Origin of the sequence: Phenylobacterium sp. (assembly GCF_031984885.1) — a bacterium.
GTDB lineage: Bacteria > Pseudomonadota > Alphaproteobacteria > Caulobacterales > Caulobacteraceae > Phenylobacterium.
Genome location: NZ_DAMABV010000009.1, coordinates 81,901 through 105,824, shown reverse-complemented (window position 1 = coordinate 105,824; position 23,924 = coordinate 81,901). Strand labels below are relative to the sequence as shown.

At 64.7% G+C, this 23,924-nt stretch carries 23 protein-coding genes and 1 pseudogene; 10 read left to right on the top strand and 14 right to left on the bottom strand.

What is annotated here, in order from left to right:
* Positions 1–334 precede the first annotated feature (334 nt).
* Complete coding sequence (locus RTL41_RS14830) at positions 335–562, top strand: hypothetical protein (RefSeq protein WP_312165801.1); 228 nt, start codon at positions 335–337, stop codon at positions 560–562.
* Positions 563–626: 64 nt separating this feature from the next.
* On the opposite strand, the gene RTL41_RS14825 is transcribed toward RTL41_RS14830, so the two are convergent.
* The 3 genes and pseudogenes from RTL41_RS14825 to RTL41_RS20895 all read right to left on the bottom strand — a co-directional run.
* Positions 627–1,547, bottom strand: a complete 921-nt coding sequence (locus RTL41_RS14825; protein ID WP_312165800.1) for a HEPN domain-containing protein — start codon at positions 1,545–1,547, stop codon at positions 627–629.
* A 56-nt stretch (positions 1,548–1,603) separates the two neighbouring features.
* The gene (locus RTL41_RS14820) at positions 1,604–2,191 is read right to left on the bottom strand and encodes a DUF2285 domain-containing protein (protein WP_312165799.1); all 588 of its coding nucleotides are present in this window, start codon (positions 2,189–2,191) and stop codon (positions 1,604–1,606) included.
* Positions 2,192–2,194: 3 nt separating this feature from the next.
* Positions 2,195–2,269, bottom strand: a pseudogene (locus RTL41_RS20895) (transcriptional regulator domain-containing protein); the annotation flags it as partial.
* 484 nt (positions 2,270–2,753) lie between these two features.
* Here RTL41_RS20895 and RTL41_RS14815 point away from each other — a divergent pair.
* From RTL41_RS14815 to RTL41_RS14800, 4 genes are all read left to right on the top strand, one after another.
* Positions 2,754–3,266, top strand: a complete 513-nt coding sequence (locus RTL41_RS14815) for a helix-turn-helix domain-containing protein (protein ID WP_312165798.1) — start codon at positions 2,754–2,756, stop codon at positions 3,264–3,266.
* 669 nt (positions 3,267–3,935) lie between these two features.
* Positions 3,936–4,631 (top strand): peptidase S24, encoded by a 696-nt coding sequence (locus tag RTL41_RS14810; RefSeq protein WP_312165797.1) that lies wholly within the window; start codon positions 3,936–3,938, stop codon positions 4,629–4,631.
* Positions 4,632–4,633: 2 nt separating this feature from the next.
* On the top strand, positions 4,634–5,806 hold the full coding sequence (locus RTL41_RS14805) for a recombinase family protein (RefSeq protein WP_312165796.1): 1,173 nt from the start codon (positions 4,634–4,636) through the stop codon (positions 5,804–5,806).
* On the top strand, positions 5,803–7,254 hold the full coding sequence (locus tag RTL41_RS14800) for a recombinase family protein (RefSeq protein ID WP_312165794.1): 1,452 nt from the start codon (positions 5,803–5,805) through the stop codon (positions 7,252–7,254). The genes RTL41_RS14805 and RTL41_RS14800 overlap by 4 nt, the downstream gene beginning before the upstream one ends.
* 290 nt (positions 7,255–7,544) lie before the next feature.
* Here the strand turns inward: RTL41_RS14800 and RTL41_RS14795 are convergent, their stop codons facing one another.
* Together RTL41_RS14795 and RTL41_RS14790 are read right to left on the bottom strand one after the other, a co-directional pair.
* Complete coding sequence (locus tag RTL41_RS14795; RefSeq protein ID WP_312165793.1) at positions 7,545–7,919, bottom strand: ASCH domain-containing protein; 375 nt, start codon at positions 7,917–7,919, stop codon at positions 7,545–7,547.
* A 277-nt stretch (positions 7,920–8,196) separates the two neighbouring features.
* The gene (locus RTL41_RS14790) at positions 8,197–8,556 is read right to left on the bottom strand and encodes a hypothetical protein (protein ID WP_312165792.1); all 360 of its coding nucleotides are present in this window, start codon (positions 8,554–8,556) and stop codon (positions 8,197–8,199) included.
* A gap of 479 nt (positions 8,557–9,035) precedes the next feature.
* Between RTL41_RS14790 and RTL41_RS14785 the strand changes: the two genes are divergently transcribed.
* Entirely contained in the window at positions 9,036–9,482 is a 447-nt protein-coding gene (locus RTL41_RS14785; RefSeq protein WP_312165791.1) for a hypothetical protein, read from the top strand.
* Positions 9,483–10,245: 763 nt separating this feature from the next.
* On the opposite strand, the gene RTL41_RS14780 is transcribed toward RTL41_RS14785, so the two are convergent.
* The 8 genes from RTL41_RS14780 to RTL41_RS14745 form a co-directional block, all read right to left on the bottom strand.
* Entirely contained in the window at positions 10,246–10,734 is a 489-nt protein-coding gene (locus tag RTL41_RS14780; RefSeq protein WP_312165789.1) for a hypothetical protein, read from the bottom strand.
* A gap of 43 nt (positions 10,735–10,777) precedes the next feature.
* Positions 10,778–11,251, bottom strand: a complete 474-nt coding sequence (locus RTL41_RS14775; protein ID WP_312165788.1) for a hypothetical protein — start codon at positions 11,249–11,251, stop codon at positions 10,778–10,780.
* 342 nt (positions 11,252–11,593) lie between these two features.
* Complete coding sequence (locus RTL41_RS14770) at positions 11,594–13,132, bottom strand: hypothetical protein (protein ID WP_312165786.1); 1,539 nt, start codon at positions 13,130–13,132, stop codon at positions 11,594–11,596.
* Entirely contained in the window at positions 13,119–15,359 is a 2,241-nt protein-coding gene (locus RTL41_RS14765; RefSeq protein WP_312165785.1) for a KGGVGR-motif variant AAA ATPase, read from the bottom strand. The genes RTL41_RS14770 and RTL41_RS14765 overlap by 14 nt, the downstream gene beginning before the upstream one ends.
* A complete protein-coding gene (locus tag RTL41_RS14760) occupies positions 15,356–16,060 on the bottom strand; it encodes a helix-turn-helix domain-containing protein (RefSeq protein WP_312165783.1) in 705 nt (234 codons plus the stop codon). The genes RTL41_RS14765 and RTL41_RS14760 overlap by 4 nt, the downstream gene beginning before the upstream one ends.
* A 476-nt stretch (positions 16,061–16,536) precedes the next feature.
* Positions 16,537–16,920: a hypothetical protein gene (locus RTL41_RS14755; protein ID WP_312165782.1), complete on the bottom strand. Its 384-nt coding sequence runs from the start codon at positions 16,918–16,920 to the stop codon at positions 16,537–16,539.
* Complete coding sequence (locus tag RTL41_RS14750) at positions 16,917–17,585, bottom strand: DUF6602 domain-containing protein (RefSeq protein ID WP_312165780.1); 669 nt, start codon at positions 17,583–17,585, stop codon at positions 16,917–16,919. The genes RTL41_RS14755 and RTL41_RS14750 overlap by 4 nt, the downstream gene beginning before the upstream one ends.
* Before the next feature lie 44 nt (positions 17,586–17,629).
* A complete protein-coding gene (locus RTL41_RS14745; RefSeq protein WP_312165778.1) occupies positions 17,630–18,532 on the bottom strand; it encodes a nucleotidyltransferase domain-containing protein in 903 nt (300 codons plus the stop codon).
* Positions 18,533–18,736: 204 nt separating this feature from the next.
* Here RTL41_RS14745 and RTL41_RS14740 point away from each other — a divergent pair, with 204 nt between their 5' ends.
* On the top strand, positions 18,737–19,495 hold the full coding sequence (locus RTL41_RS14740) for a hypothetical protein (protein WP_312165776.1): 759 nt from the start codon (positions 18,737–18,739) through the stop codon (positions 19,493–19,495).
* Positions 19,496–19,784: 289 nt separating this feature from the next.
* Here RTL41_RS14740 and RTL41_RS14735 read toward each other — a convergent pair whose 3' ends face one another.
* On the bottom strand, positions 19,785–21,266 hold the full coding sequence (locus RTL41_RS14735) for a tyrosine-type recombinase/integrase (protein ID WP_312165774.1): 1,482 nt from the start codon (positions 21,264–21,266) through the stop codon (positions 19,785–19,787).
* 542 nt (positions 21,267–21,808) lie between these two features.
* On the opposite strand from RTL41_RS14735, the gene RTL41_RS14730 reads away from it, so the two are divergent.
* The 3 genes from RTL41_RS14730 (at position 21,809) to RTL41_RS14720 (ending at position 23,860) form a co-directional block, all read left to right on the top strand.
* On the top strand, positions 21,809–23,248 hold the full coding sequence (locus RTL41_RS14730; RefSeq protein WP_312165772.1) for a DUF1254 domain-containing protein: 1,440 nt from the start codon (positions 21,809–21,811) through the stop codon (positions 23,246–23,248).
* A gap of 101 nt (positions 23,249–23,349) precedes the next feature.
* Positions 23,350–23,553, top strand: coding sequence for a hypothetical protein (locus tag RTL41_RS14725; protein ID WP_312165770.1), 204 nt, complete (start codon positions 23,350–23,352; stop codon positions 23,551–23,553).
* A 94-nt stretch (positions 23,554–23,647) separates the two neighbouring features.
* Entirely contained in the window at positions 23,648–23,860 is a 213-nt protein-coding gene (locus tag RTL41_RS14720; RefSeq protein WP_312165769.1) for a hypothetical protein, read from the top strand.
* Positions 23,861–23,924: the final 64 nt, after the last annotated feature.

Here is a 23,924-nt window from a genome sequence, read left to right as displayed (position 1 = left end):
TCCGGTCGATTTTCCGTGGCCCGGAGCGCTGCCGTGATAGCTTCGCCATAGCAATGGGGGGACCATGCATCTCAGTCGTCTAGCGCCCGCGATCGCAGTCGCAACTTTATTGATCACCGGAGCAGCATCGCAGAGCGCAGCCCAGACGCCGGATCGAGAGCGTTTGGTCGCTGTCGCCAAGAGCTTGGAAGCCGCACCACTGGATCCATCTCTTGTCGACGAACGAGAGTGAGCAGTTGCCTGGCTTTCTGAAGCCCCGGACATTGCGGTCACCCTGTGCCCGCCAGTCCTGGCGGGCTGGGACAGGAACAACTATCCATACGCAGGACAGCTCTTGCTCACGTACATGCTATCAATGGGAGCATTCACCATCGCCCATCCTGAGGTGGCGACGAATGCACAAGCCGAACAGCTCGCTGGCGTCGAGGCCACCCTCAATGCCTATCAAGAAATCCTCAGAGAGCATCCGAATGCCCGGTCACCAGGCCTCGACAAACTCCTCGTTGAGCAAGCGAAGGGCTCTCTCCCCTCCTTCATCGAGAAGGCCAGAGCTCGCTGCTAGCTGATTAGTTGGGGCATGAATCAGGTGCGACGGACGTCGCGTCGGCGCCAGATTCAGACCTTGCCTAGGGCGCGTCGGCCTCCGCGCGCAGCGCCAAGAGGCGCTCGTCGCATGATTGGCGAACCAGGTCGGATAGCGTGAGGATGCGCTCTTCAAGCCAGGCCAGTTCCTCAGCGCTGATCTTGTAGTGCTCGGAGTAGCGGGCATCGACGTAGGCGCGCCTCAGGAGCTCGAAACAACGCTGCTCGAACTTCGTCCGCCGCGGCCAGGCTGCCGTCAGCCGGCCATCCAGTTGCTCGGCCTGTGAGCGCAGGAAGTTCAGCTTGTGGGACTTCGGGCTGTACAGCGTCAGCACGAGCAGCAGGCAGTGGTAGAGCCGCTCGGTCGCCTGGTGCAGCTCAAACGCGGCGACCTTCGGCCTGCCCTTCTCGATCGCATATCGTCCCTGATCCAGGAAGTCGGCGGCCGAATGGAACCACTCCCTGAAAAACCCCTCCGCCTCCACCAATGCCTCGGCAGGCTCCAGCTCCTTCGGTCTATCAAAGGGATGGCCGGGCGCTTCGTAGAGCACCACGCCGTCACGAACGATGTCGGTGAAGAAGTAGCGGCCGTGCTTCAGCCGCTTGTTCACGTCGGCCAGGCTATGGACGATGAAGTTCACCGGCGCGGTCAGCCGATGGGCGATCTGGTACTCGCGCAGCAGGTGGTCGTCGGCCCCGGCCCAAAATTCGAGGACATCGGTCAGTCGCTCGTGATTGACGACCACCAGCAGATCGTAATCCGACACGTAGCCGCCGACCGGATCATCCACCCAGTCGCCGCGGGCATGCGAACCGAACAGGATCACCTTCAGAATCTGCCCATCGCGCTTGTGCTCGGAGTGGCCGCCATCAATGACCGCCTCGAACTCCGAAAACAGGATCTCCACCGCGCGGGCCAGTTCCCGTCGCTTGGCCTCCGGCAAATGATCCAGGCTCGTCTTCATGTCCCTTATGTCCCGTGAACCAGCCAAGGTTGCAAGGCAACTGCGCGCGACGAGCATCACGAAGGAGCGGCGCCGAGAAGCTTCAGGTAGCCGCCCGCCGACAGCGCTCGCCCCGTCCGCACCAAGCGGATCGCGGCGTCGCGTATGGACGAGGTCCTCCAATCATAGCGATGGACCGCCTCTTCCCCGAAAATCTCGATTGCGACCTGCCTGTAGGTCGCCTGCGCTTGAGCGGCATCGAGCGCCTTCAGCACCCGCTGCAATCGGCTGCGCTGCTGCGCCGTCAAGTCCGCAGCCGGGATGTTCCCTCGCAGCACGCGCTCCAGATCCGAGACGCCCTTGAGCGCAGCGGAGAACGAACCGGAGATCGGAACGATGGCCGCGAGCGGCTCGGACGGCTCGCATCCTTCGACATAGGCCTGTAGCCCTCCGCGCAACTTCACGTGCACGCCCTCCCCTGTCCGCCTGTCGGCGATCACGTCGATGAGGTGGTCCAGGCGCACGCCGTCGTCATTCGCGGCGCGACGGAGCCAGACGACATGGGTTGGGGCGACCTCTCGCCGCCAGAACACCTGGGCGGCGTCCACGGCAATGACGGGATCCACCCAGAACTGCAGGCCCCACATCTGGGGCTGGGCGTCCATGCTCGACACTTGTTCCCGGTATCGCGGGTTCCGACGGAGGAACTCCCACGCAAAGTCCGTACGCCGAAGGGTCCGCATCTCGCACCGCCCCGCCTTTGGATTTTCCTGCACTATGAGATGCGAGAATCTGCGTTCTCGCGAACCCTATACGCGCAAAGGCCGCACGCGCAGGCTTGGGCGCCACAGTCTGGCGCGTCTCGCGCCACATTCTAGCGCGCGGCGCTCCTCCGCGCGCCGCTGAGCGATCAGTTGGCACATTGAGGTGCGCCAGGGCCTTCGCATAGCGCGGCGACGATAGCGAAGTCTTGCGGACCAGTAGTCCGCCTCCGATGATGGCGTCGGCGGGCGCCGTGAAGCGGCCAGCGGTCTGGAGCCAGGGGCGACTTCTGTCGCAAGGCGGCGAACGCTTGGCGAGATAGCGGGCTTCGTGCTGCGAAGATTCCAACGCCCGCCCCCTCGCCCTACCGCAAGGTGAAGACGTCGCGAGAAATACAACTATACTTTGAGTCCATGAACGCAATGCGCGAGCGTGGCCGCGCGAGACAAGGTCGATCGGAGGGGCATGGACGACGAGGCCTCAGATGGCGCCCCCAGCCAGAACGCGCTCCTGGGCGCGGCCCTCCGGGCGGTCCGGCGCGCGCGGGGTATGCGTGCCGGAGAGGTCGCATTGGCGATGGGGCTGCCCTTGAGGACCTATCAGCACTTCGAGGAAGGCGCAGGCCCCTTTGACCTGGACCGTATCCGCCTCTTCGCTGACGCGACAGACAGTGATCCCTTCGCGATTGTCGTCAGCATCTGGTTGCGATCGCCGGAGTTCGCAGTCAGGTCGATCGATAGCAAGCCGATGGTGGTGATGATGCTGGCGCTACGGCACTTCCAAGAAGAAATGGGCGAAGACCTCGTGCTCATCGAGCCGCGGATTTGGTGGGGCGCCTTCCGGCGACTGTTCCAGGATCTCGACGAACACGTTCGCAAACGCGATCTCACGGCCGAGACCTGGTTGGACGAACAGGCCGGCCGCCTGGGACTACGCTCTTCCTTTCTTCCCAAGGGGCGGCGCCGCGGCCCTTCCTGAGCGCGCGCCACCGCGCATGCGTAGTCCCCCGCCATGGAGGATCGCTGCGCCATGCGGCCCGATCTCATCGGCTTCAGCGTCTACGACCAAACGACTGGCGGAACGTTCGTGATCGCCGTGGCGTGCAAAAGCGCCCTGTCTCGCGAGGACGCCGAGCGCACTGCCGCCTTACCGGCCCACCCCGTCTCAAGCGATCATGCCGGCGATCTTGGTGCTGGTGGCCTGGGGCAGGCGCCAACGCAGGCCTCATCGCAAACTGATCGGCGCTACGAACTTGGTGGAACAAGGCCCGCGTTCCCCACGAAGCACCGATAGGCGCGCCCGTTCGCTCGCCCCTTAAGAGGGACCGGACTTCGCCAGACACTGACGCGACACCGTCAGGCGCGGTCGCGGACAATTCTTCTCGCCCCGCCAGCACAAGCGCAACGGCGGCCCCCGTTCGAAACTACAGGAACCAGCGCGCCAGAGCTGCGGCGAGAATGGCGAGAACCACGAAGGGAATGGCGATGACGCCAGCCCCAGTAGCGTGGGCTTTGAACCAGTCGCCGAGCTCAACCGAGATCGAGTCCCTGGCGGGCGGAGGTGGGGGTTTCGAACGCGTGACCATATGTTCACTGTATGTTCTATACAGCCAGTTGGCTAGCCGAAACTGTATGATATATACACGCCATGCCCTCCACCGACATTCTTCAGCGACCGGAACAGGCCCGCGCCCGCAGATTGAAGGAGGCGCGCCTGCAGGCCGGTTTCGAGACCGCCGCCGGCGCCGCCACACATTTCCAATGGAACCGCAACACCTACTCGTCCAACGAGAACGGCAACGCTGTCTTCTCCTACAGGATGGCCAAACGCTACGCCGAGGCCTTCGGTGTCGACTTCCTTTGGCTACATGAGGGTATCGCGCCGACAGATGCGGACGCACCACCTGCGCGTCCCCCAAGCGAGATCCTTGTGCCGGTGATCGGAAAGGTCGGTGCGGACACCGAAGGGCGCGTGTTGTTCGCAACCGGCCAGGACGCCGGCGATCTCGTCCCCCTGCCCCCCGGCGGCACCGACAAGGCGGTCGCCCTGCAGATCGTCGGCCATTCCATGCGCGGCGTCGCCGACGAGGGCGGCCTGATCTATTTCGAGGACCAGCGCACCCCGCCGACGCCTGACATGTTCGGCCACGTGGTGGTGGTCGAGACCCTGGAGGGAGAGGTCCTCGTCAAGCGGCTCCTGCGCGGTTCGCGCAGCGGACGCTTCGACCTCGAAAGCGTCGCGGGCCCGACCCGCGAGAACGCCAAGATCCGCTGGGCGGCGCACATCACGGCGATCATCCCACCCCATCAGGCGCGCCGCATCCTGCGGATCGCGGGAGTCTGAGGATGGGGGCGCAGGCGGGACGCGCCGCGGAATATCTGCGCGTCTCGACCGACCAGCAGCGCTATGCGCTCGGCGCACAATCCGATGCGATCGCCGCCTATGCTAAGGCGCGCGGGCTCTCCATCGTGCGCACCTACCAAGACGCCGGCGTCAGCGGCCTGACAGCGGCGGGCCGCCGGGGACTGCAGCAGTTGCTGGCCGATGTCGTGGGCGGCGCGGCGGACTACGACGTCATCCTAGTCTACGACGTCAGCCGCTGGGGCCGTTTCCAGAATCCCGACGAGAGCGCCCACTACGAATATGTGTGCCGCCAGGAGGGCGTCGCGATCGAGTATTGCGCCGAATCCTTCGGGACGGACGGGGTGAGCAGCGCGCTCCTCAAGCAGGTCAAGCGCGTGATGGCCGCCGAGTATAGCCGCCACCTCTCCCAGACGGTGGCCGGCGCTCAGCGCCGCTACGCCGCCCTTGGCCTCTGGCAGGGCGGCCCCACGGGCTATGGCCTGCGGCGCGCGCTGGTCGGCGATGACGGCGAGATCCTTGCCATCCTCGAGCCTGGCCAGCACAAGGCGCTCGCCTCCGACAAGGTCGTACTCGTACCGGGCCCGCCTGAAGAGCAGGTGCTCGTCGCGCGCATCTATCGACTCTTCCTGGAAGAGGGCCTCAGCCGCACGGCGATCGTCCGGCTCCTGAACGCTGAGGGCGCGTTCTACGCAGACGGCCGCCCCTGGTCCTTCCAGCACGTGAACAACGTGCTGACCAATCCCATCTATGCGGGCCTGCAGGCGTTTGGCCGGACGATGAAGCCGCTAGGCGGCTCGCTGCGCAGACCCCGGCGGCAAGACTGGGTGATGGCCCGGACCGCGACCAGGATGGTCAGCGCCGAGACCCAGGCGCTAGCCGCGCGCAAGATCGCCAATCGCATGCTGATGATCGACGACGCCGAGATGCTGGCCCGCCTCAATGCGCTGGCGCGGCGTCGAGGACGGCTGACGAGCCAGATCATCAAGGCGGCGGAAGGGATCCCCTGCCCGGCCACCTACGCCAACCGGTTCGGCAGCCTGAAGGCTGCCTACGAGCTGATCGGCTATGATCCGGAGCCCGCGCGCGCGAAGCGGCGCTCGGCCGCGGCCGCCAAGGGCCACGCGACGCGCCGCCGCAAGGCGCATCCCAAGTGAGGCGCGCCAAGCGCGCGCGCCCGGCGCCCCGCGTCCGGGCGGTGCAGTACCTGCGGATGTCGACGCCCCAGCAGCCCCATTCGCTGGAGCATCAGGCCGCGGCCATAGCTGTCCATGCCCAGCGCCGAGCCTACGACATCATCCGCAGCTATGAGGACGCGGCCGTGAGCGGCGTCGGCGCCAAGAGGCGGCCGGCCTTTGCTGAACTGCTCGCGACGGTTCTGGGCGGCCAGGCCGACTTCGAGGCGATCTTGGTCTACGACGTCAGCCGCTGGGGTCGTTTCCAGGATCCCGACGAGGCGGCCCATTATGAATTCCTCTGCAGCCAGGAAGGGGTGCGCATCGAGTACTGCGCCGAGGCTTTCGGGAGCGCCGGCAGTGCTTCCGACGTCCTGATGAAGGCGCTCAAGCGGGCCATGGCCGCCGAGTTCTCGCGAGACCTCGGCGAGAAGGTCCGCTCGGCCCAACGGCGATACGCCGCGCAAGGCTACTGGCTGTATGGCGAGCCTGGCTACGGGCTCACCCGCCAGATCGTCGGCGCGGATGGCGCGCCCGGCCGGGTTCTCGCCCGTGGGGAGCGCAACGCCGACCGCCAGCTGCGCACCATCCTTGTCCCGGGACCGGCCGAGGAGGTGGACGTCGTGCGACGGATGTTCAGGCTCTGCGGCAAGGAGGGGCTGAGCGCCGGCGCGATCGCAACCCGCCTGAACCAGGAGGCGATCGCCTCGCCGAGCGGCGGACGGTGGTCGGGCGAGCGGGTCCGGCACATCCTGCGCAATCCCAAGTACATGGGCGATCTGCACAGCCAACGCCGCACGACCCCGCTCGGCGGCGCGCGGCGCGCGACTTCAGAGAGCGCATGGATCGTCGCCCCCGGCGCCGGGCCGGCCCTCGTGCCCAGGACGCTGTTCGATGCGGTCCAGGCTGCCTTGCGGGTGGAGCGTGCGCCGGACGACGAAGCCCTGCTGGCGGCCCTGCGGCCGATCGCGCAAGTGCATGGGGCCGTCAGCGAGCCTCAGCTCAAGGCGCTGGGCGTGCCTCACCATCGAAGCTATCGGCGGCGCTTCGGCAGCCTCAGGGCCGCGTTCGCCCTGATCGGCCAGGCCCCGCCCAAGCACTTCCCGAAGCGCAGGCTCTCGGAGGAGGCGTTGCTTTGCGGCCTGGCCCGGTTGTTCCTGCGCGAGCGCGACCTCAGCCCCCGCCTGATCGACGCCGATCCGAACATCCCCAGCACCGACCACTACCACCGCCGTTTCGGCAGTCTGGCGAAGGCCTATGCGCAGATCGGGTTTGTGAGGATTTCCACTGTAGATGCCCAGTCCGCGGTGGGACAGGCGCGCGTCAGAGCGCGGGAATTGCAGATTAGGGTTTGGGCCGATCGGCCCTTCGCCTCATCCGGCGGCGATTGCCGTCCCAATAGCGGCTCACAGGCGATCGACTTCTTGTAGACGAGGGGCGCCTTGGAGCGTCGCCAACTGCTTCGACAAGCTCGCCAAGAAGCTTGCGGGTGAGCCAAGCGCCGGGGCGGCTGCTAGCGTTCTATAAACCAGACCATTCGACAAACTTGTCTTCCTGCGAAATGGAGGTCAACACGGCTTCCGCAGGACTCGATGCTCATGCTTTGCGGCTTCTCCTTCGCGCCCCTACCGGACATCGGATGCAAGGCCGGAAGCGGACTCACTTGAAGGTCTGCTGTGGGGAAAGGCGTGGTCAGCTGAATCCGACCCGTTGCGGACTGTCAGACTTGCAAGGCGGGACCGACAATGGCGTCGGCCGGTAGGGCGAGCCCATAGAGGCCGCGGGCCGCCGGTACAGGCGTACTGGAGGTGACGGGACGAACGGCATGAAGGTCCCAGGCCAGCCACCCCTCCTGGAATGTCGAGGCACACGAGGCCTTCAAGTCCAAAGGTGTCCATGGCCGCACGGCTCTGACGCGCACAATCGCAACTACCCGCCCGTCTGCGTCCTCGTCGCGCAAGAGATACCGCCCGTTCTCAACGATGATGAGATCTTCATCGGCCGAGAGGTCCGGTCGCCACCGGCGCACCTCGATCGTCTTCTCCCCCTCGGCGATCCGCGTCCCGGCCGGATTGACAATAGACAACGCGCGCAACCCACTCGCCTCCCGCATCCACCAATAGTCAGCAGCTCATTCCAAAGCTTAGCGGTCACCAGCGCGATTTGCACATACGCCGCGACGGACGCCCGCTTTCCACCCTGCCCAGCCGCTCGCGACGTCCGCTTCGGGGCAACGAAATGCGAAGCGCCAGAGATGTCGGCTCGGCGCCATTTGCAGACATTCGCCTCCGCCCCAAAAGCGGACTCAACGACGGGTCTGCAGATGGATGGCAGGATTTCGACCACAACCGACCGATAGCGGACGTTCGAACCTAAGTCCGATAGCCGATGGAACGGAGCGCTTCTGCGGCCGCGAAAGTAGGCTGCAACTTAGCAATCAGACTTCGATACCAATCCGGCTCTCGCCATCCCCCCGGCTCGGCAGTCGGCTCGAGGGGCGGATCTTCCTTGGGGTGAAATAGAGTTGGGACGGCGCGGGCCAGTTCCGAAAGTTCAGCCTGCTCGAAGCCGTCGTTGAGAAGGGCCACCGCTTGGTCCCTCGCGGCCTGGAATGTCGGGGCGTGGCCGTTGTAGCCTGGCGTCGCTCCAAGCACGGGTATTAGGTCGTCCAGCGCAGCAACAAACCGTTCCAGTTGCGCCCGTCGCTCAGCGTGGCTGAAGTAGTGCTCCATTGTTCAATGCTCGCCGATCTGCCGGCAGGTCGCAACTTCGTCCCTCGCACCACGTCGGAGGTGCGTCGCGCATCCCGTGCGGGCCTCACTTCGTGAACGAGATGACCGTCACGTCGCCTGTCCCAACATCGACGGCAACCTCATAGCCACACCACGTGCCAAGCTTCAGGCGGTGCGGGTCTGGCAGAATGTTCGTAAAGCAGTCGTTGTGCCCCACGAGCGGGGGCGTAGCTCGCCATATCTCTCCGCCCGTTGCGTCCGTGCGGATGAGGTTCCGCCCGTCGCTAACCGCTTCGTCCATCCAATCGTACAGTGTAATTGCACCGCCATCAGCGAACGTGATGCGTTGGCGAATTTCTGCGTTCATCGGCTAAGGATGCCACCGGCTCGCGGTGCAGAGCAATGACCGCTAACCAGCCCTTGCGGAAGTTGGGAGCGTCAGCTTCCTGGTCACTGGGCTGTAGCAGGCGGAGGCAGCTGTGAGGTGCATTGAGGGGCAAGTCGAAGAGCTTCGTTGTGGGTCGTGTGGGGGCGAGGTCGCCACCTTTGTTTTCTCAGGCGACAGCGACATGGTGACGGCAGGCCTTGAGACGGCCACTGCAATGGAAACCGGCGAAATCGTCATCGGCGAACGCCTCCCCGCTGAGATGGGAGACGACAACGCTGGACGCGCCCAGTTCGCTGAGCGGATCAGTGCAGAGCTTGGGAGGAAGTTCAGTCCCGTTCCCTTGATCCGGGCCGAGAGGCCTGTCGTCCCTCCGGCAACAGCCGATTTCAGTGCGTTCCGGCGGTCCTACAGGCCGCCGGAGCTGGTCTACGCCTGCCCACGCTGTGGCGGGGAAGCACGAGTCATCAGGCGCGAGACTGCAGCAGACTACGTCATGCGCGGCGGCGAGATCTCCGCCGTAGGGGTGTCCCTCGACTGACTGTTCCCAAGGTCTGGCTTCCACCCTGCCCCGACTGCTTCGGGGGCGGCGATCACCCGCCTTCGAGAGTGCCGGTTGGCGCCAATTGCGGAAATTGGCACTGGAGCGGACAGCAGACATTCGCCTAGCATTCGCCAATGCCGTGCCTTGCTTCGCTTCGAGGTCCGGCGGCTGATTGCGGCTTTTCGCAAGGTTTTCGACGACCTTGAAGCGGACCTGGCAACTTGGCTCAAGGGCGATGATGATGGCTGGCGACGCCCTGGCCGCAGTTGCGCGAGATCGATCGCGCCGCGCGCAATGGTTGCCATCCGGCGGGAGCTGCGGAATTGATTGTCGCGAAAGCTTGGCTATCACTGACCGTGGCATGAAGCACGAGCTCGGAGGGCGGCCAGTGCACCAGCAGGATAGCTCCGAGCCTTCGGGATCATCACGCGCTGAAGTCGCTTCATTCGGAGCGGGCGTCGCCCGTCGCTTGAGCCCATTCGGCCGCGACACCCTGCGAACCCTGGAATCCTAGCGCTTGGGTCCTTTGCGCGTCACTGCGGACGATGTGGTCGGGCTCGGGGACGAGACCCTGCGGCAGCTTATTGTGCGCCTTTGCGAGGCGGAGCTGACCTCTCACGGCCTTGGCCATTCCGGTCTCACGGCCGGCGGCGATCAGACCGCCCCCGACGGGGGACTGGCAAGTCGGCGCTGCCCCACGCCCACGCGCACGCGCACGCGCACGCGCACGCGCACGCGCACGCGCGGCGCACAAAACCGACTAGACAACGTCTGACAAGACTACGGTATTCGCAATCAAACACTCATCCAGCGGCACATCATCCTGGGACAAGCCGTGCAACCGTTTGATGCATCGTTCGATCGCAATGGGCGAAATCGTCGTTCGATACGGGACGCGCTCGACTTCTTCTGAAGACGCTTCCCGAAGCTTCTGACCGGAGAAGCTCTCAAGGAAAACTCGCCCCTCATAGCCAACTTTGTAGATAGGTAAGTCGCATTCGTCCATTTGAACGGGCCAGTTTCCAACGACTGCCCAGTGCCCATGATATATCTTTGCGTCCAATGTCCATGCCCAAAAGATCGGGTCTAGATCCGATGTATTTTTTGGAACGCCGTCAGCGGCCATCCAAAGCTTCGAACCCACGAGCACGAACAATACGTCGCGCGCAATCAACAGTTGGGCGTAACTTACCCGATATTCTGCGACGGGAATTTGAATAACATCACCGACTTTCAGCCTCTTCTTCAAAGCCTACCCCTAACAAATGCGCGTCCCTGTGCACGAGCGTATTTCATTTCTCTTGTTTTCCGTACCTCCCCCCGGATTGGAGGGATTTGTCGGACCGCCGCGTGTCTTGGTCGATGTTGCACCAACTGCCGAGAGTGTGACCGTTCAAATCCGCGAGAATGTTGACCGCGCGACATCCGCCGTGAACTGCGTATGGTAGTTCCGAGGCCGACTGCACGACACGGACGCTCGGCTCGCCACCGACGCCGAATTCGCCTGGAAGCACAAGCATTCCGATTATCAGCCGCCCGGGCGTGAACTCGAAATCGTCGCGCATCGATGTGAAGGGCAGATCGTCGCCTGTCTGCACATCTGCGCTGAGGTAATAGCGGATGTAGCTCTCACGCGGGTGCGCCCCGGCGGGTAATTGAATCATACTATCGATGCGGTCCGCATCGTTAAGGTCAAATGCTAGACCCGAGCCGACCCAAATCAGCGAGACGGCGAGAACTGCAAAAATTCTTGAGAACCAGCTCATGCGCGAAGCCTGGCTTCCTCTGAAATCGGGGTCAACACGGCCTTCGCCTACCACCCTACACTTCAGCAGAGCGCCAGTTCCGGACATACGCGTGGAGCCAGTAAGCCGACATTCACGACAGCGACGGAGAGTGCCGACAGCATAGTTGCAAGCGCGGAGTGCTATCAGCGATGAATGCTAGGAGTGGGCCCCGCTGGCGCCTTGCTGCACTCATGGCCGCCTCGCCGGCACGATCTCCGCAGGGGCCGGTTTGACTTCGCCGGCGGCTGAACGGGCCTCAAGCGGGACGACTAGCGCTTGGCCGAGTCGGCCGCGGGTTTTTCGCACGGCACGGAGCCCTGGCTAGGCGCTGCCGATGGTAATCTGCCGCCAGTGGATCGAGCCGTCGCGCCAGGTCAAGGCTGCGAACTTAGGCGAGGAGCCGGGCGTGATCTGGGCCAGGGCTGTCACCCGCTCCAGATCCTCGGGCACTGCGTCACCGTCCGCGGCTGGCGCAAGCGGACCGACGACGAGGCCGACCGGCGGGGGGGCGGCGGGATCGGCAGCCGGCGAGCGCAGGGCCAGGCTGAGACTGTTGGCGACCACATAGCGTGTCTGGGCCGCAGGCGAGAGGCCGAAGGCCCGCTGTCTGCACCAGCCATGTTCCGTGATCGGACCATCGAGGATGGGTGTAAGCACCCAATCCGGCTGAAAGACCCTGACGACCTCGTCGACGAGCGGGCGGGCTTGGATGTCCTGGCAGATCAACACCACGCAGCGGCCAAGGCCGCCGAGGTCGGCGACCACCAGCTCGTCGCCGGCGGCGACGTCTTCCATGACCATTCCGTCCAGCCCAGGGTCGGCCAATCCGTAATCCTCGGCGCGCTGGCGCGCCATGCCGAACGGCCACACCTTTCGCTGGCGAAAGAGTTCGGCGCCGGCCCCGTTCAGCAGCCGTGCTTCATTCCAGGCGCGCCCATCCTCGTGCTTGCCTTCGGTCAATCCCGATCCGGCCAGCAGCACGCGGTGCGTCGTCGTCGCCGCGCCGGCGAGGGCCGAGGCGAGCATGTCGAAGCCGGCCTCGGGCATTGTGAGTTCGGGCGCGAGAGCCAGGTCGCAGACGTCGGCCGCCCAGAGGGCGTCAAGAAGGCGCTGGGCGGGATCGAACCGGGTCGGTTGAACATCGACGAAGCACCGCGCGTGGACCTCGCGCTCGGTGAGCTCCAGTTCGTCCGCGTTCTCGGCCAGCGGAATGAAGATTAGCCTCTCAGCACCGGGCGCTGCTACTCGCCCCACGCCGCGGGCGAGATCCTCGCCGACCACCAGCATCCGCACCCTGATAGGCCGTTCCGCCTGCCTTCCCTCGGTCGGGGCGACGGTCAGGGCCCGGAAGTTGTCCGCTAGGGTGTCGCCGCATGACGCTGATGAGCCTCGCGACGTGCGCAGCAGGGGGCCGTGCGGGATCAGCAGCTGGTCCGGCATCGTCACATAGGCGCCTCGGATCAGACGCTCGCGCGCCAGGCTCTCCAGCCAGGCGGGCGCACTTGCCCGACCCACGGTGCTGGGACGCAGGACCGGCGTTCTGGGGTGGATAGCGGAGAACGCTGTATCGATGGCCTCAAGCACCGCCAGGAACAGGCCGCGGCGAAACTGCTTGGCTTCATAGTCGTCCGCAGCGGGCCATTGGTCTGCAACGATGTCGAGAATCCCGCCTAGTGCGGCCGCGCCCACAGATTGGGCGCAGGCCGCCTCAAGTTCCTTGAGAATCCCCTCCTCGGGCCTGGGCGTCGCATGCCGATCGGTCGGGCTCCAGGTCGAGGCCTGCCGCCAGATCTCCACGAACAGGTCGGCCGGGCTGTCCAGCTTTCGCCAGTCGCCGATGGCGGGATCATCCATCGCCATGTGCAGGTCGATCGTCGGAGGGCGTCACGGCCCGTGAGGACAGATTGGCCAGGCTTTCAGCATGGTCGTCCAGGCCGAAGTCCGCGCAGATGGCCGCGAGCTGGCGCAGGGCGTCCTGCGGCGCGCCGTCCAGAAGAACGCTGCGGGCGTGCGCCTCGTGGCGGGATAGGATCTGCGACCACATGCGCAGAATCTCCATCGCCAGTTTCGCTAAGATGTCTTTGTCGTTCGGACCAAGCGCTGGTGCCACGCGCGCCGCGGCGAGGGTGACGGCGCTTGCAGCCGCAGGGTTGCGCGTATTAAGGGGCAGGCCCGCGCTTCGCCGAGACGCGAGGGTAAGAAGACCGCGCGCAAAGCGCTGCGCATACCGCTCCGTATCGGCCGGCGACATGACAGCGTCGGCCATACGTTCGAGACGGGATACGAAGGCGCCAGAGCGCCAGCTCGGGGCTTCGATCGCGATGATGGCATGTTCCGCTGCGCGGGTCGGGTCGTATTCGGTCAGCAGAATCGCAAGCTGACTATGCAGGTCGAGCGCGACCCGATCGAAGTAAGGTCCCGTTGTCGTCCATGCCTGCACCTCTTGAAGAGCTGAGGTGAAGGCTTCGATTGCGGCGTGGACATCGCCCCGCACTGAAGAAATCCGGCCAATCAGCCGGAGCGTATCAACGACGGCCATTGCGAAACGGTCGTCGTTCAAGGGCGCCTGGTGGTGCCCCTTGAGTAAGTGCATCGCGGAATTTGCCGCGTTTAGGGCTTGGTCATAGTCGCCCCGCGCCACATGGGCGCGGCTCAGGCTGCGCTTGAGCCCGGCTTGAACAAGCGCCGACCGCGGCGAGGTGGGTTCTCGTGGGTAGAGTGCGTCCAGTTCGACAAGCTCTGCGATCTCGGCCTCGACGCTGTCATGAGGATGCACCATCTCTCTGTACCGTTCGACCGTCTCGACCAGGAGGTCCCGCAGGGGGGCGGGATCATCCTTGGCATGGGCGTGCAGCAGGTCGACCAGCTCGCCGAGCAGATCGTCCGTAAGGTTCTCGGCTTCGTCCTGTCCGCCTTCCCAAAGCTCGAACGCCGTCTCGGTGAGCGCGGCCAGGTATTCCGGTTCCAAGCGTTCGGTCTGCCCGACGGCCGCCGTGATCAGCGCCTTGAGTTCCTGGGCCGCGCGCGTCGGCTCGGCCGTCAAAAGATCGCGGACGTAGGCGGGCGTCGCCAGCGTCGGCTCGAGGCGCCTGCGCACAAGCTCGCGCCAATCGGGATCGATCGGTTGCATCGTGAGCCGGCGCCCGACGATGGCGCTGGCCAACGAGAGGTAGTTCAGCGAGAGCACATCGACCAGCGGATCGGGGGGAATGAAGGCAGCGAGGCTTTCATAGAAGGGCACGCCATCGGCGCTGCGCACTCCCAGCCGTTCCATGCCCTCGTCGAACAGAGCTGGCGATAGTCCGCCCACCTCGCGCAGTTCCTGCCGCGCCCAGGCCTTCGCGTCGGCCTCCTCGCGCGTGTCCGATCGTGCGAGCCGCATGGGCGCGAGGCGCAGCGTCACCTCGTCGCCGCGCGTCGCGCCGATGGCGGCCGCCACCTTTGCGACGCCTTCGACGTTCTGCCGATTGAGGATGAAGCACAGCGCGACCGTGTCGGGCAGCTGCATGGTGCAGACCCCGGCCACATCCGCAAAGCCGGTGCGGCTGTCAATGAGTACCAGATCATAGGCGCTTCGCGCCCAGTCGCGCAGGCCATCGATCAACTGTCCGCCAGCCTCTTCCGCGAAGAAGCTCTGCCAGGAGAGCTGCATTAGCGCCTCCTCATAGAGCTCAGGGGAGCGGCCGGGCCGAGACGCTGCCCCGGCTCCGATCAGGTCCAGGGTTCCCTCCCCATCCAGCCGCGATGGGGGTATGAGCGTCGCAACGCAGGCTTCGAAGGTCTGTGGATCGCGCGCGCGCGCGACGAGCGCATTCACGTCGCTTGATCGACGCGCCGACCGAGCGTGTTCATGCCAGTCCCAGGCCAGGTCGAGCACGCCGGGGCGGGCGCGCAACGACGCCTGTTCGGCAGGCGAAAGGTGGCCGCGAAAGTAGTAGGCAAGCCCAGGTGCCTCGAGGTCCCAGTCCATGGCCAGGACCCGCAGGCCGTTGCTTGCCGCCATGTAGGCGACGTTGGCCACGGCCATAGTTCGGCCTACCCCGCCCTTGAAGGAGTAGAAGGTGACGACCTGTCCCAAATCGCTCAAGCCGCCTGTCCGGCTGCTTCCGCCTTGGGGGCGAAGCCGGGCGCCGACTGAAAGACTGAAGGCAGTTCGTTCGTCAACACGAAGAAGGCGCGTTTTACTTCGGCCGGCTGCCCATCGACTCCGGGAAGCGGCGCTAGGCCAAGACCTTCGACCACAGTCTTGGCGGCCGGCGTCAGGAAGTTGATGAGCTGCACGCCGCTGCGGCGAAAGTCCGTAATCCCCATCTCGCGCAGCTCTGGCAGCCGCCGACTGACCGTTTCCGGCGCGACTTTCAGGCGCTGCGCCAGATCCTGGCCATTGAGCGGCTGCTCGGCCAGCGCCCGCACATAGCCCTCGTACTTGGGACTCTTGATCATATCGACGAACGCGTCGTCAGCGCTTTTCTGGTACGCACGGCTGGCAAGGGTCTGGGCGAAGCTGACCTGGCCCAGCGTGAAGGCTGCCGCGGCCTCATCGCTCGCCGAGGGCGCGCCTCGGGCCGCGGCCTGCCCGCCGGCAGGAGAGAGGTGGAGCAACTGGCGGAAGAACGCCTCCAGTTCGCTGCTGGCGAGGCCCAGCACCTCCCGCCGGTCAGCGGCGATGGCGTCCTCGAGCTGGTCCGCGATCGCCGCGGTTTCGCCAGATGACAGGGATAGCCGCTTGTCCTTGCCCGCCAGGCGGGACAGGAAGCCCCAGGGACTCTGAGCCATGTCGATCTCCATCGGCTGGCAACCTAAGCGGCCGATCCCTCCATATCAATAAGCAGTCATTGATATTTAATTGACCAGCCCGGCCGGAACCTGCGGACGGGGTTGCGTCCAGCAGGGTCGCGCTGGTCAAATGGTCGGTGAAAGCCCGCAGCTTCAGGGTTGGCGGGGACGCCCAAGGGCCCGCGCAAAGACCAGCAGCTCGTTTACGTCGATCTTGCGCCGCTACGGGACATCACGTGAGCCAGAAAAAAGACTCTAAGGCTGGCACCTTTCGCGCTTGTCTAAGCGTCTGGCCTAGGGCGTGGACTCAGTCTGCGTGCTGGGGATGGCAGGCTCAGCGCCATGTTTCCTGCATGACCCGCGCGTCGAACTCGCGGCCGAGGTCGAAAAACACGCCGTAGCGGAAGCCCTCACGAAACAGGACAATCGCCTAGTCGTCCGGTGCTATCGCCACGGTCGGGAAATCCATGGTCAGGATGTCACTCAGATCATTGTTGAACAGGGGTGCGCCGGCCTCGACATCTCGCTTGACCCGCGCCGACCACGATCACTGGCGCTGCATCCAGGTACAGGTGAGCAGTCTCATCCGGTTTGATGACTGCAAGCAGCATACTTGCCGCCATCAGGTTCAGCGCCCGTCCATCCTGGGCGGCACTTTGTTCGAGGAGTGAGACCACACCAGCCGCGATCCTGTGAAAGGGATGAATCTCGGACGTCCCGGAGTACCGCGCCGCAACGTTCATCAGTTCGCCAGGGCGACCAGTTGAGACGGCAATGCCTGAAACCTTCACGGAATTAAGGATCAGCCGCGTCGGTCCGGAGACAATCATCCCCGCTTTCGGCGGCGCGTCACCTTGCCCGCCAGCACTCATTTCAGCCATCCCGCATAGGCCCGCGCGTCCAGTGCCGGCACCGTCCCCAGCGCCTGAAGGCGCGCGATCAGTTCGAAGAGAAAGGCGGTTGCTGCCTTGCCGCCTTGATCGACTTTGATCTCGTCGCCATCGCGCACGAAATAGCCATGAGCAGCGACGCACCCGACATTGAGGTGGCTATCAGGGTGTGCCGCACGCAAACTGTCGGTGAGAGCGTTGCCTAGTGGCGGCGACCATTCGCTCTCCAGCGTTAGCAGCCCGGCCAGGATCGGAGCCGGCTTCCGGCCGGCCGCTGAAACCCCGGCATTCACAATCGGCGCGCTCGTCCGGTGAAGCCGGCGGACGCTCGCAGCCTTCTCGTGTGCCTCTGCTAGATGCTTGGCGTTGGCGGTCTGCTTGGCCTCGAATACCGCGTAGACGCTCTCGGCCGGTATCACAGTCTGCGCGCCCATTGTGAAGATCGGCGGCGTGTACAGCTCGTCGTAAATGACGACATCGAGCTGCAGGCTGAACCGGTTGTTACTGTCTGCGACGTGCGCCTTCGCGGCGCGGTAGCGGCGCGGCAGATAAGTGTTGAAGAGGTGGAGCCAGACGGCTTCGCTGGCGTCCCCCTTGGTCGTGGGGTGGTTGAGCGCCTTGCGGGCGAGCTCAAGCTCGGCATGCACTCTCTGGTGCACTCCCTCAAACAGCGTTGGGAGCGCCCATTCACTCATACGACGACCTGATTCCAGTTCGTCGCCTTCAGCGCCCGTATCGCCGCCGCGCGGACTTTCAGCTTATCGCCCGCGGTCAGGTCATCTGAGATGATGTTGTTGGTGTTGGCCGGGTCCTGCACGCGTGCATTTACGAAGCTGTCCCGCAGGTAGGCGAACACCTTCATCACGTTGTTGGCTACGTCGCCGTAGGGCGTCAGATAGCCCAGCGCGTCAAGAACTGTCAACTCCAGATAGAAAGACGGGAAATCCAGATCGCTCTGGTTGCGCCACAGCTTTAAGACCCGGATTTCCTCAAGCCGCGAGGACGCGATGATCTTGTTAGCGTGGACGCTGACGTTGGTCTTGGTCCACGTGTCCGCCTTGCGCCGGTATAGACTGTGATCAGCCAGGAATTGGTTCTGAAGCTTGCCTGGCACCAGATCGACCGACTGCCCCCCCACGGTAATGTTGATCGAGACGTTCTGCCGGCGGGTGACGTAGCCCGCTGCCTTAAACGCGTTGTCGAGCGTGCTGTAGATCTCCTTGAGCGTCTCGGTGGTGGCCGGCGACAGCGAGATGAACAGGTCGATGTCGGTCCCGCTCTTGTTAGCCGTTCCCTTGGAAAACGACCCGCTGGGCGTCACGCTAACCAAGAACCGGTTAGCCCATTTCTGGATGACCGGCAGGATTGCCGCCTGGACGTGCCAGAGAGGTGAGAAGAGCGACGTGTCGACCGCTTCCCGTTGCAGGATGCGGCGGAGATAAGCTTCCGGAGTCATCATGGGGGTCAGGAGCGGGCTGGGCCGGAGGGGATTGGGGAGGGGCAGAACGGAATGCGGCGGGCTGCGCTCGAGAAGGGCATTGGCCGCAAGCTGAGCCAGATAAGTGCGCCGTGGCTGATACAGATCGTAGTTCATAGTTCCCCGCCAGAGGGCGGCGCTCCACGGGACATGGCGACGATTTCCGACCAATCAAGATGATGCGTAGAACTTTTTTCGATACACCAGATATGGTGGGCGGGGGCATTTACCTCGGTTTTGAACATGAAATCTGCCACGACATTCAGGGCGAAAGCCCGCCAAGTCAGCCTTGTCCGCTCGATGTTTTTGAACACGGCGGACATGAACTACGTCGGCGCGCGGGCTGCATTCTTCGAGCGACGGGAGCACGATTTCTGGTGGCTCACCCTCCACGCCGTCGAGAAGTATCTGAAGGCCGCGCTGTTGATGAACGGGCAGACGGCCAATGAGCCAAACCACAATCTGATGACGCTAACGGCCAGGCTGCGGAAGCTTGATAGCCGTCTGGTGCTACCCGCCTTCACCCGGCCGGCGCTGGCTGGCGCAGAGAAAATGTTCGACTTCCACAACGCCGATTTCGTGAAGTGGCTCAACATCTACGGCAGCGCGCCGAACCGGTACGCGACCTACAGCTACGTCATCTCTGACCTCGACCTGTTTCGCGCGGATCACCTCATCTACTGGGCGCGCCGGCACGTGAGACTGCTGCGCCAGACCTTGCCGGACGGCCAAGTGATAGACTGGGTCAAGGAACTGGCTGAAAGTCCTTCCCTGTGGCGGGATCATAGCGGCGCGCCCCTTGAAAGGCTGGCCGATCAACCGGGGCACAGCTCGGCCAAACGATCGTTCGTCCGCGCCAACGTCGCGTTCTTCCCCAACAAGAGGCACCGGCCGGTAAACCGCGGCGGCGGCTTCACCAATGGGGGCATCTTCAACGTGATCCAGAACCTGAAGAACTCTGTTCCCGGCTCGCCTGACCGCGAGGAAATGCGGCAAGTCCTGACGTGGGTGCTCGAGCACATTTTCCTGCCGAAGGTTGAGGTCGCTGAGATCAGGAAGATCATGGATGACCATCCATGAGGGGAAAGCCTTCCCTTGAGCCGAAGCCGACTGACGGCGTCTCCGTCTCCCCCTTCTCGCGGGGCCGAACCCGCAACCCCAACGTTGAGCGACCGCGATTACGCCCGGTCCCGCCGCTGCGCGGCTCTGGGCGCGCTGCCCCAAAGCGGACCCTCCGAAGGTCTTCGATGAGCCCAACTGAGACCTCGCGGGCGCGAACGGCCGCACCGGCGCGGAACTGATTTTCCTGTCCTTTTTTCACCTATCCAGTCGGTCCAATCTGGAAATACCGACTGAGGCTAAAATGGAATCACGCGGCCTCCCAGAGACCCTCCGATCTCCACGAGTCCAAGTCGCCCTGCGCATATACGATCCGCCGCCCGATCTTACGAAAACTTGGACCGGTTCCCATCCACCGATAGGTTTGAAGCGTACCGACGGTATGGCCAAGATAGGCGGCCGCTGCAGGCGTATCGAGCCACTTGGTTTCGATAACCGAACCGAGCAAGCCGCCTTGTCCCGGCGCAGCGATTGCCGGATCGGCCCGAAGCGGTTTGGGATCACTCTTCACCTTCAGACCCATCATTGTGGCGGCTTCCTGAGAGATACGGTCCGCCGCCGACTTTAGCGGATGATCGGAGAGATGGGCGTAGCGATGGGTCGTGGCTGCCGTGCGATGACCAAGTAGAGCGCCAATGACGAGCAGGCTATCGCCGCCGGCGACCCCCAGGCTCGCGAAGGCGTGGCGAAGGTCGTGGATCCGAACGTCGGATAGACCCGCCGCCGCCCGAATGCGCTCCCAGGCGCCCTGCAGGTCGGCAATGCGCCCAACCGCGCCGCGGCCGGGAAGCAAGTATGGATTTCCAACGACTTCGGGGATTGCCTCGATCACTTCCAAGGCCGCCGAGCCAAGGTGAACCACCTTTGCCCCCGTCTTGCTGTCGGGGAGTCGCAGACAGCTATTGTGGACATCGACCCAGCTACGCTGAAGCCCGAGGATTTCGTTCTTGCGGCAGCCCGTCAGCACCAGCAGCCGGATGGCGGCGACGGCGAACGGGTTCTCGACGCCAAGCGACTCCGCCGCCGCCAGGGCTTCGCCCAGCCGGGCGAGTTCTCTGGGGGAAAGAAAGCGCTCGAGCTTCTTCTCGGGGAACTTGCGTACTCCGCGCACCGGGTTGTCTGGCCGCACGCCGCGACGGATGGCGAAACCGAACGCCGCCCCCAAGGTCGAAATCGCCGAATTGGCGGCGCCCTTTCCCCCGCGGACTCGCGAGAGGCCACGCTTGGTCCCGGTCTTCGCCCGCCTAGCGGTCTTGCCCGCCGCGATGGCGAGCAGCAGCTTGTCGACGTCCTCAGGAGTGACCAGCGCCGCACGCTTGGTCCCGATCAACGGCTTGATGTGATTGTCGAGATCTTGCCTGGCCGTTGCGACCGAACTCGGCTTGCGAGTGGCCAAGCCCTCATTGAGGTAGAGATCGCACATCTGGGCGACCGTCAGAGCCTTGCGGTCAACGACCTTGCTGGCCTGCGGATCTTCTCCCTCCACGATCCTGCCGTGCAGAGACCTGGCCCGATCCCGCGCGGTCTCCACCGTCCACGGCGAGCCGTGCGGTCCGATGTTGAAGCGCCTCGACCGGCCATCCAGCCGGTACTGGACCACGTAGGTGCGCAGCCCCGCCCGGGTGACCTTCAGGCCAAAGCCCACGACTTCGCTATCCCACAGAAAGTAGTCCTTCGCTCCGGCGCCGGCGGCGTCGACTAAGCGCTTGGTGAGCTTGATGCGTCGCCCCATGCGGGCATCTCCGAGAATTGGACTGACGACCTTGGCCCGGCCGCTTCCAGTAAGCACATAGTAAGCGCCAGGACCCTGGTGGGTACGAAAATCGTCGTATGGGTATCTAACTATGTCAATGATATTACGTAGTTTTTCGTGCTTCTTCGTAGGATTAGGATGGCTTGGTAAGGCTGAGGTCGGCAGTTCAATCCTGCCCGGCGGCACCACTACGAACCCTTGCCTGCAAGGGGTTTGACGAGCCCAGAGCCCCACCCGGGGTTCTGGGCTTTGTCATTTCCGGCGTGAGCACGTCGAGAAGTCGCGGCGCCCCATCCGCATTCGCGCCCGCCTGGCCAGCCAGCGCGGAGTGACCATCAGGCGTTTGCCCCAGGGTTTCGCCCGGCCGCTCGCGGCCCTGGCGACGTATTCAGTGGAAAGCCCGCCCATCCCCCCGGGGAACACCCGATGGCCCGGCCGCGGCCTGGAGCCGACTTAAGCACCCAGGCGTTCGACGCCGCCAACTGATCGCGCGCTTCAGTCGCCCCACGCGGAGCCCCGGCATGAGCCAGACGCAGAACCTCCGGATGACCACGCCGATTCCGCCGGAGATCCTCACCCCGGACCGGGTCGATACCCGGATTGGCCCCCTGGAGTTCACCGACGGGGTTCCGACCGAGGAAACCGCCCGGAGGGTTTACGACCAGATCGATTTCGGGCGCGGCGTGGAAGCCTTCCTCAATGGAATACCCGGGGCGTCGATGGTGGCGGTCCGCACCGGCCTGCGCGAAGTCGGGGCTGTGAACAGCGTGGTCGGCGTCTTCGAAACCCTGATGGACTCCAAGTCGCTGTTCCTCACGGCCAACTGCGAGACCGTCTATTTCTGGAACTGGATCGACCTGAAGGACGGACCGGTCGTGGTGGAAAGCCCGCCCGGGATCCTGGGCGTGGTGAACGATTTCTGGTTCCGCTATGTGACCGACCTCGGCAACGCCGGCCCCGACAAGGGCAAGGGCGGCAAGTATCTGTTCGTTCCGCCGGGGTACGACGGCCCCCGGCCGGACGGCTACTTCGTCTTCCAGTCGCCGACCTTCGGCAATCTGCTGTTCGGGCGCGCGTTCATGAAGGAGGGCGACCCCGCCCCCGGCGTCGCCAGCCTGAAGCAGAGTCTGCGGGTCTATCCGCTCGCCGCCGCCGGGGCGCCGCCGCCGACCACCTTCATCGACCTCTCCGGGCGCGCCATGAACACGGTCCACGCCAACACCCTGGCGTTCTTCAAGGAGGTCGATCAGATCATCCAGGAGGAACCGGCCGGCGCCTATGGTCCCGACATGACCGGCATCTTCGCCGCGGTCGGGCTGGTGAAGGGCAAGCCCTTCGACCCCGACGAGCGGATGCGCAACATCCTGGTGGACGCCGTGGCGGTCGGGAACGCGGCCGCCAGGTCGATAGACTTCCGCACGCGCCTTCCCGAAGCGTACATCTACCCGGACCGCAAGTGGACGACGCCGTTCATCGGCGGAAGCTACGAATGGCTCAATGACGGCGCCCGCAACTTCGACGCGCGCACGCTGTTTTTCTACGCCGCGACCGTCAACACGCCGGCCATGGCGGTCGCCATGCCCGGGATCGGCTCTCAGTACGCCGCCTCCAATTTCGACGATGCGGGCCGACCATTGGACGGCGCCAGGACCTATCGCCTGCGCGTTCCGGCGGGCGTTCCGGCCAAGGACTTCTGGTCGGTGCTGGTCTACGACGTCCAGACCCGCTCGATGCTGCAGACCGACCAGCAGTTCCCCAGCCTCTCCAGCGCCAAGGGCCTGGCGGCGAACGCCGACGGTTCGACCGATCTCTACTTCGCGCCCGAGCGGCCGGACGGGGCGGCGAACTGGATCCAGACCATCCCGGGCAAGAGCTGGTTCACGATCTTCCGGCTCTACGGCCCGCTCCAGCCCTGGTTCGACAAGAGCTGGAAGCTCAACGACTTCGAACGCATCGCCTAGGATCAGGCGCCCGTCATCTGTCGAGCGTGCGAGACCGGCGGTTCACGGCCGGGAACCGCGGCCCGCCCTGCGGAGTCGAAGGGCGGGGAGAAGGAGATTCGATGCCAGGCCAACTCCGCTACATCGGGCGTCAGGATCACGAGCCGATCGACGACGAGCGACACTTCTACGTCTGCCAGACCTGCGGTCAGCCCGTCGACAAGCGCGATCCGGGCGCCGTCGTCCGCCACGAGGCCCGCGGCCACCAGCCCTGGACGCTCAACACGCCCTCGGTCCTGGCGAGCACCGACCCCGCCGCGCCCTGATCCGCCGTCGGCGAACTTGTCGGCCGCCGCCGCCGGTCCTATGGTCGTTCCATATCCCCCGATCTTGCGCCGCGTCTGCGGTGATCGGGGTTGCATGCGCGTCTACTCGATCTCACTGGTCAATCACCTCGGCGAGCGGTTCCGCACCCAGGCGGTCGCGTGCGCCGACGACGAGGCCGCGCTGGTGATCGGCCGCAGCTTCGAAACCGAGGGCTATCCGGTCGAGGTCCATATCGCGGGGCGGCGCCTCTCGCTCTCGGCCCTGCCGCCGTGGACGCCGGAATGCTGGCTGAAGCCTCTGCTCTAGCGCCGATCGGCATCGGCAGGTTCGCGCGCCGAAACCTGCCGGTCGTGACGCTCGGGCCCGCTCC

Bases quoted from the DNA above. Each gene is read 5' to 3' on its own strand.
- RTL41_RS14825 (WP_312165800.1), bottom strand. From the start codon at position 1,547: ATGAAGACGAGCCTGGATCATTTGCCGGAGGCCAAGCGACGGGAACTG.
- RTL41_RS14820 (WP_312165799.1), bottom strand. From the start codon at position 2,191: ATGGACGCCCAGCCCCAGATGTGGGGCCTGCAGTTCTGGGTGGATCCC.
- RTL41_RS14815 (WP_312165798.1), top strand. From the start codon at position 2,754: ATGGACGACGAGGCCTCAGATGGCGCCCCCAGCCAGAACGCGCTCCTG.
- RTL41_RS14810 (WP_312165797.1), top strand. From the start codon at position 3,936: ATGCCCTCCACCGACATTCTTCAGCGACCGGAACAGGCCCGCGCCCGC.
- RTL41_RS14805 (WP_312165796.1), top strand. From the start codon at position 4,634: ATGGGGGCGCAGGCGGGACGCGCCGCGGAATATCTGCGCGTCTCGACC.
- RTL41_RS14790 (WP_312165792.1), bottom strand. From the start codon at position 8,556: ATGGAGCACTACTTCAGCCACGCTGAGCGACGGGCGCAACTGGAACGG.
- RTL41_RS14775 (WP_312165788.1), bottom strand. From the start codon at position 11,251: ATGAGCTGGTTCTCAAGAATTTTTGCAGTTCTCGCCGTCTCGCTGATT.
- RTL41_RS14770 (WP_312165786.1), bottom strand. From the start codon at position 13,132: ATGGCGATGGATGATCCCGCCATCGGCGACTGGCGAAAGCTGGACAGC.
- RTL41_RS14760 (WP_312165783.1), bottom strand. From the start codon at position 16,060: ATGGAGATCGACATGGCTCAGAGTCCCTGGGGCTTCCTGTCCCGCCTG.
- RTL41_RS14755 (WP_312165782.1), bottom strand. From the start codon at position 16,920: ATGAGTGCTGGCGGGCAAGGTGACGCGCCGCCGAAAGCGGGGATGATT.
- RTL41_RS14745 (WP_312165778.1), bottom strand. From the start codon at position 18,532: ATGAACTACGATCTGTATCAGCCACGGCGCACTTATCTGGCTCAGCTT.
- RTL41_RS14740 (WP_312165776.1), top strand. From the start codon at position 18,737: ATGAACTACGTCGGCGCGCGGGCTGCATTCTTCGAGCGACGGGAGCAC.
- RTL41_RS14735 (WP_312165774.1), bottom strand. From the start codon at position 21,266: ATGGGGCGACGCATCAAGCTCACCAAGCGCTTAGTCGACGCCGCCGGC.
- RTL41_RS14730 (WP_312165772.1), top strand. From the start codon at position 21,809: ATGAGCCAGACGCAGAACCTCCGGATGACCACGCCGATTCCGCCGGAG.
- RTL41_RS14725 (WP_312165770.1), top strand. From the start codon at position 23,350: ATGCCAGGCCAACTCCGCTACATCGGGCGTCAGGATCACGAGCCGATC.
- RTL41_RS14720 (WP_312165769.1), top strand. From the start codon at position 23,648: ATGCGCGTCTACTCGATCTCACTGGTCAATCACCTCGGCGAGCGGTTC.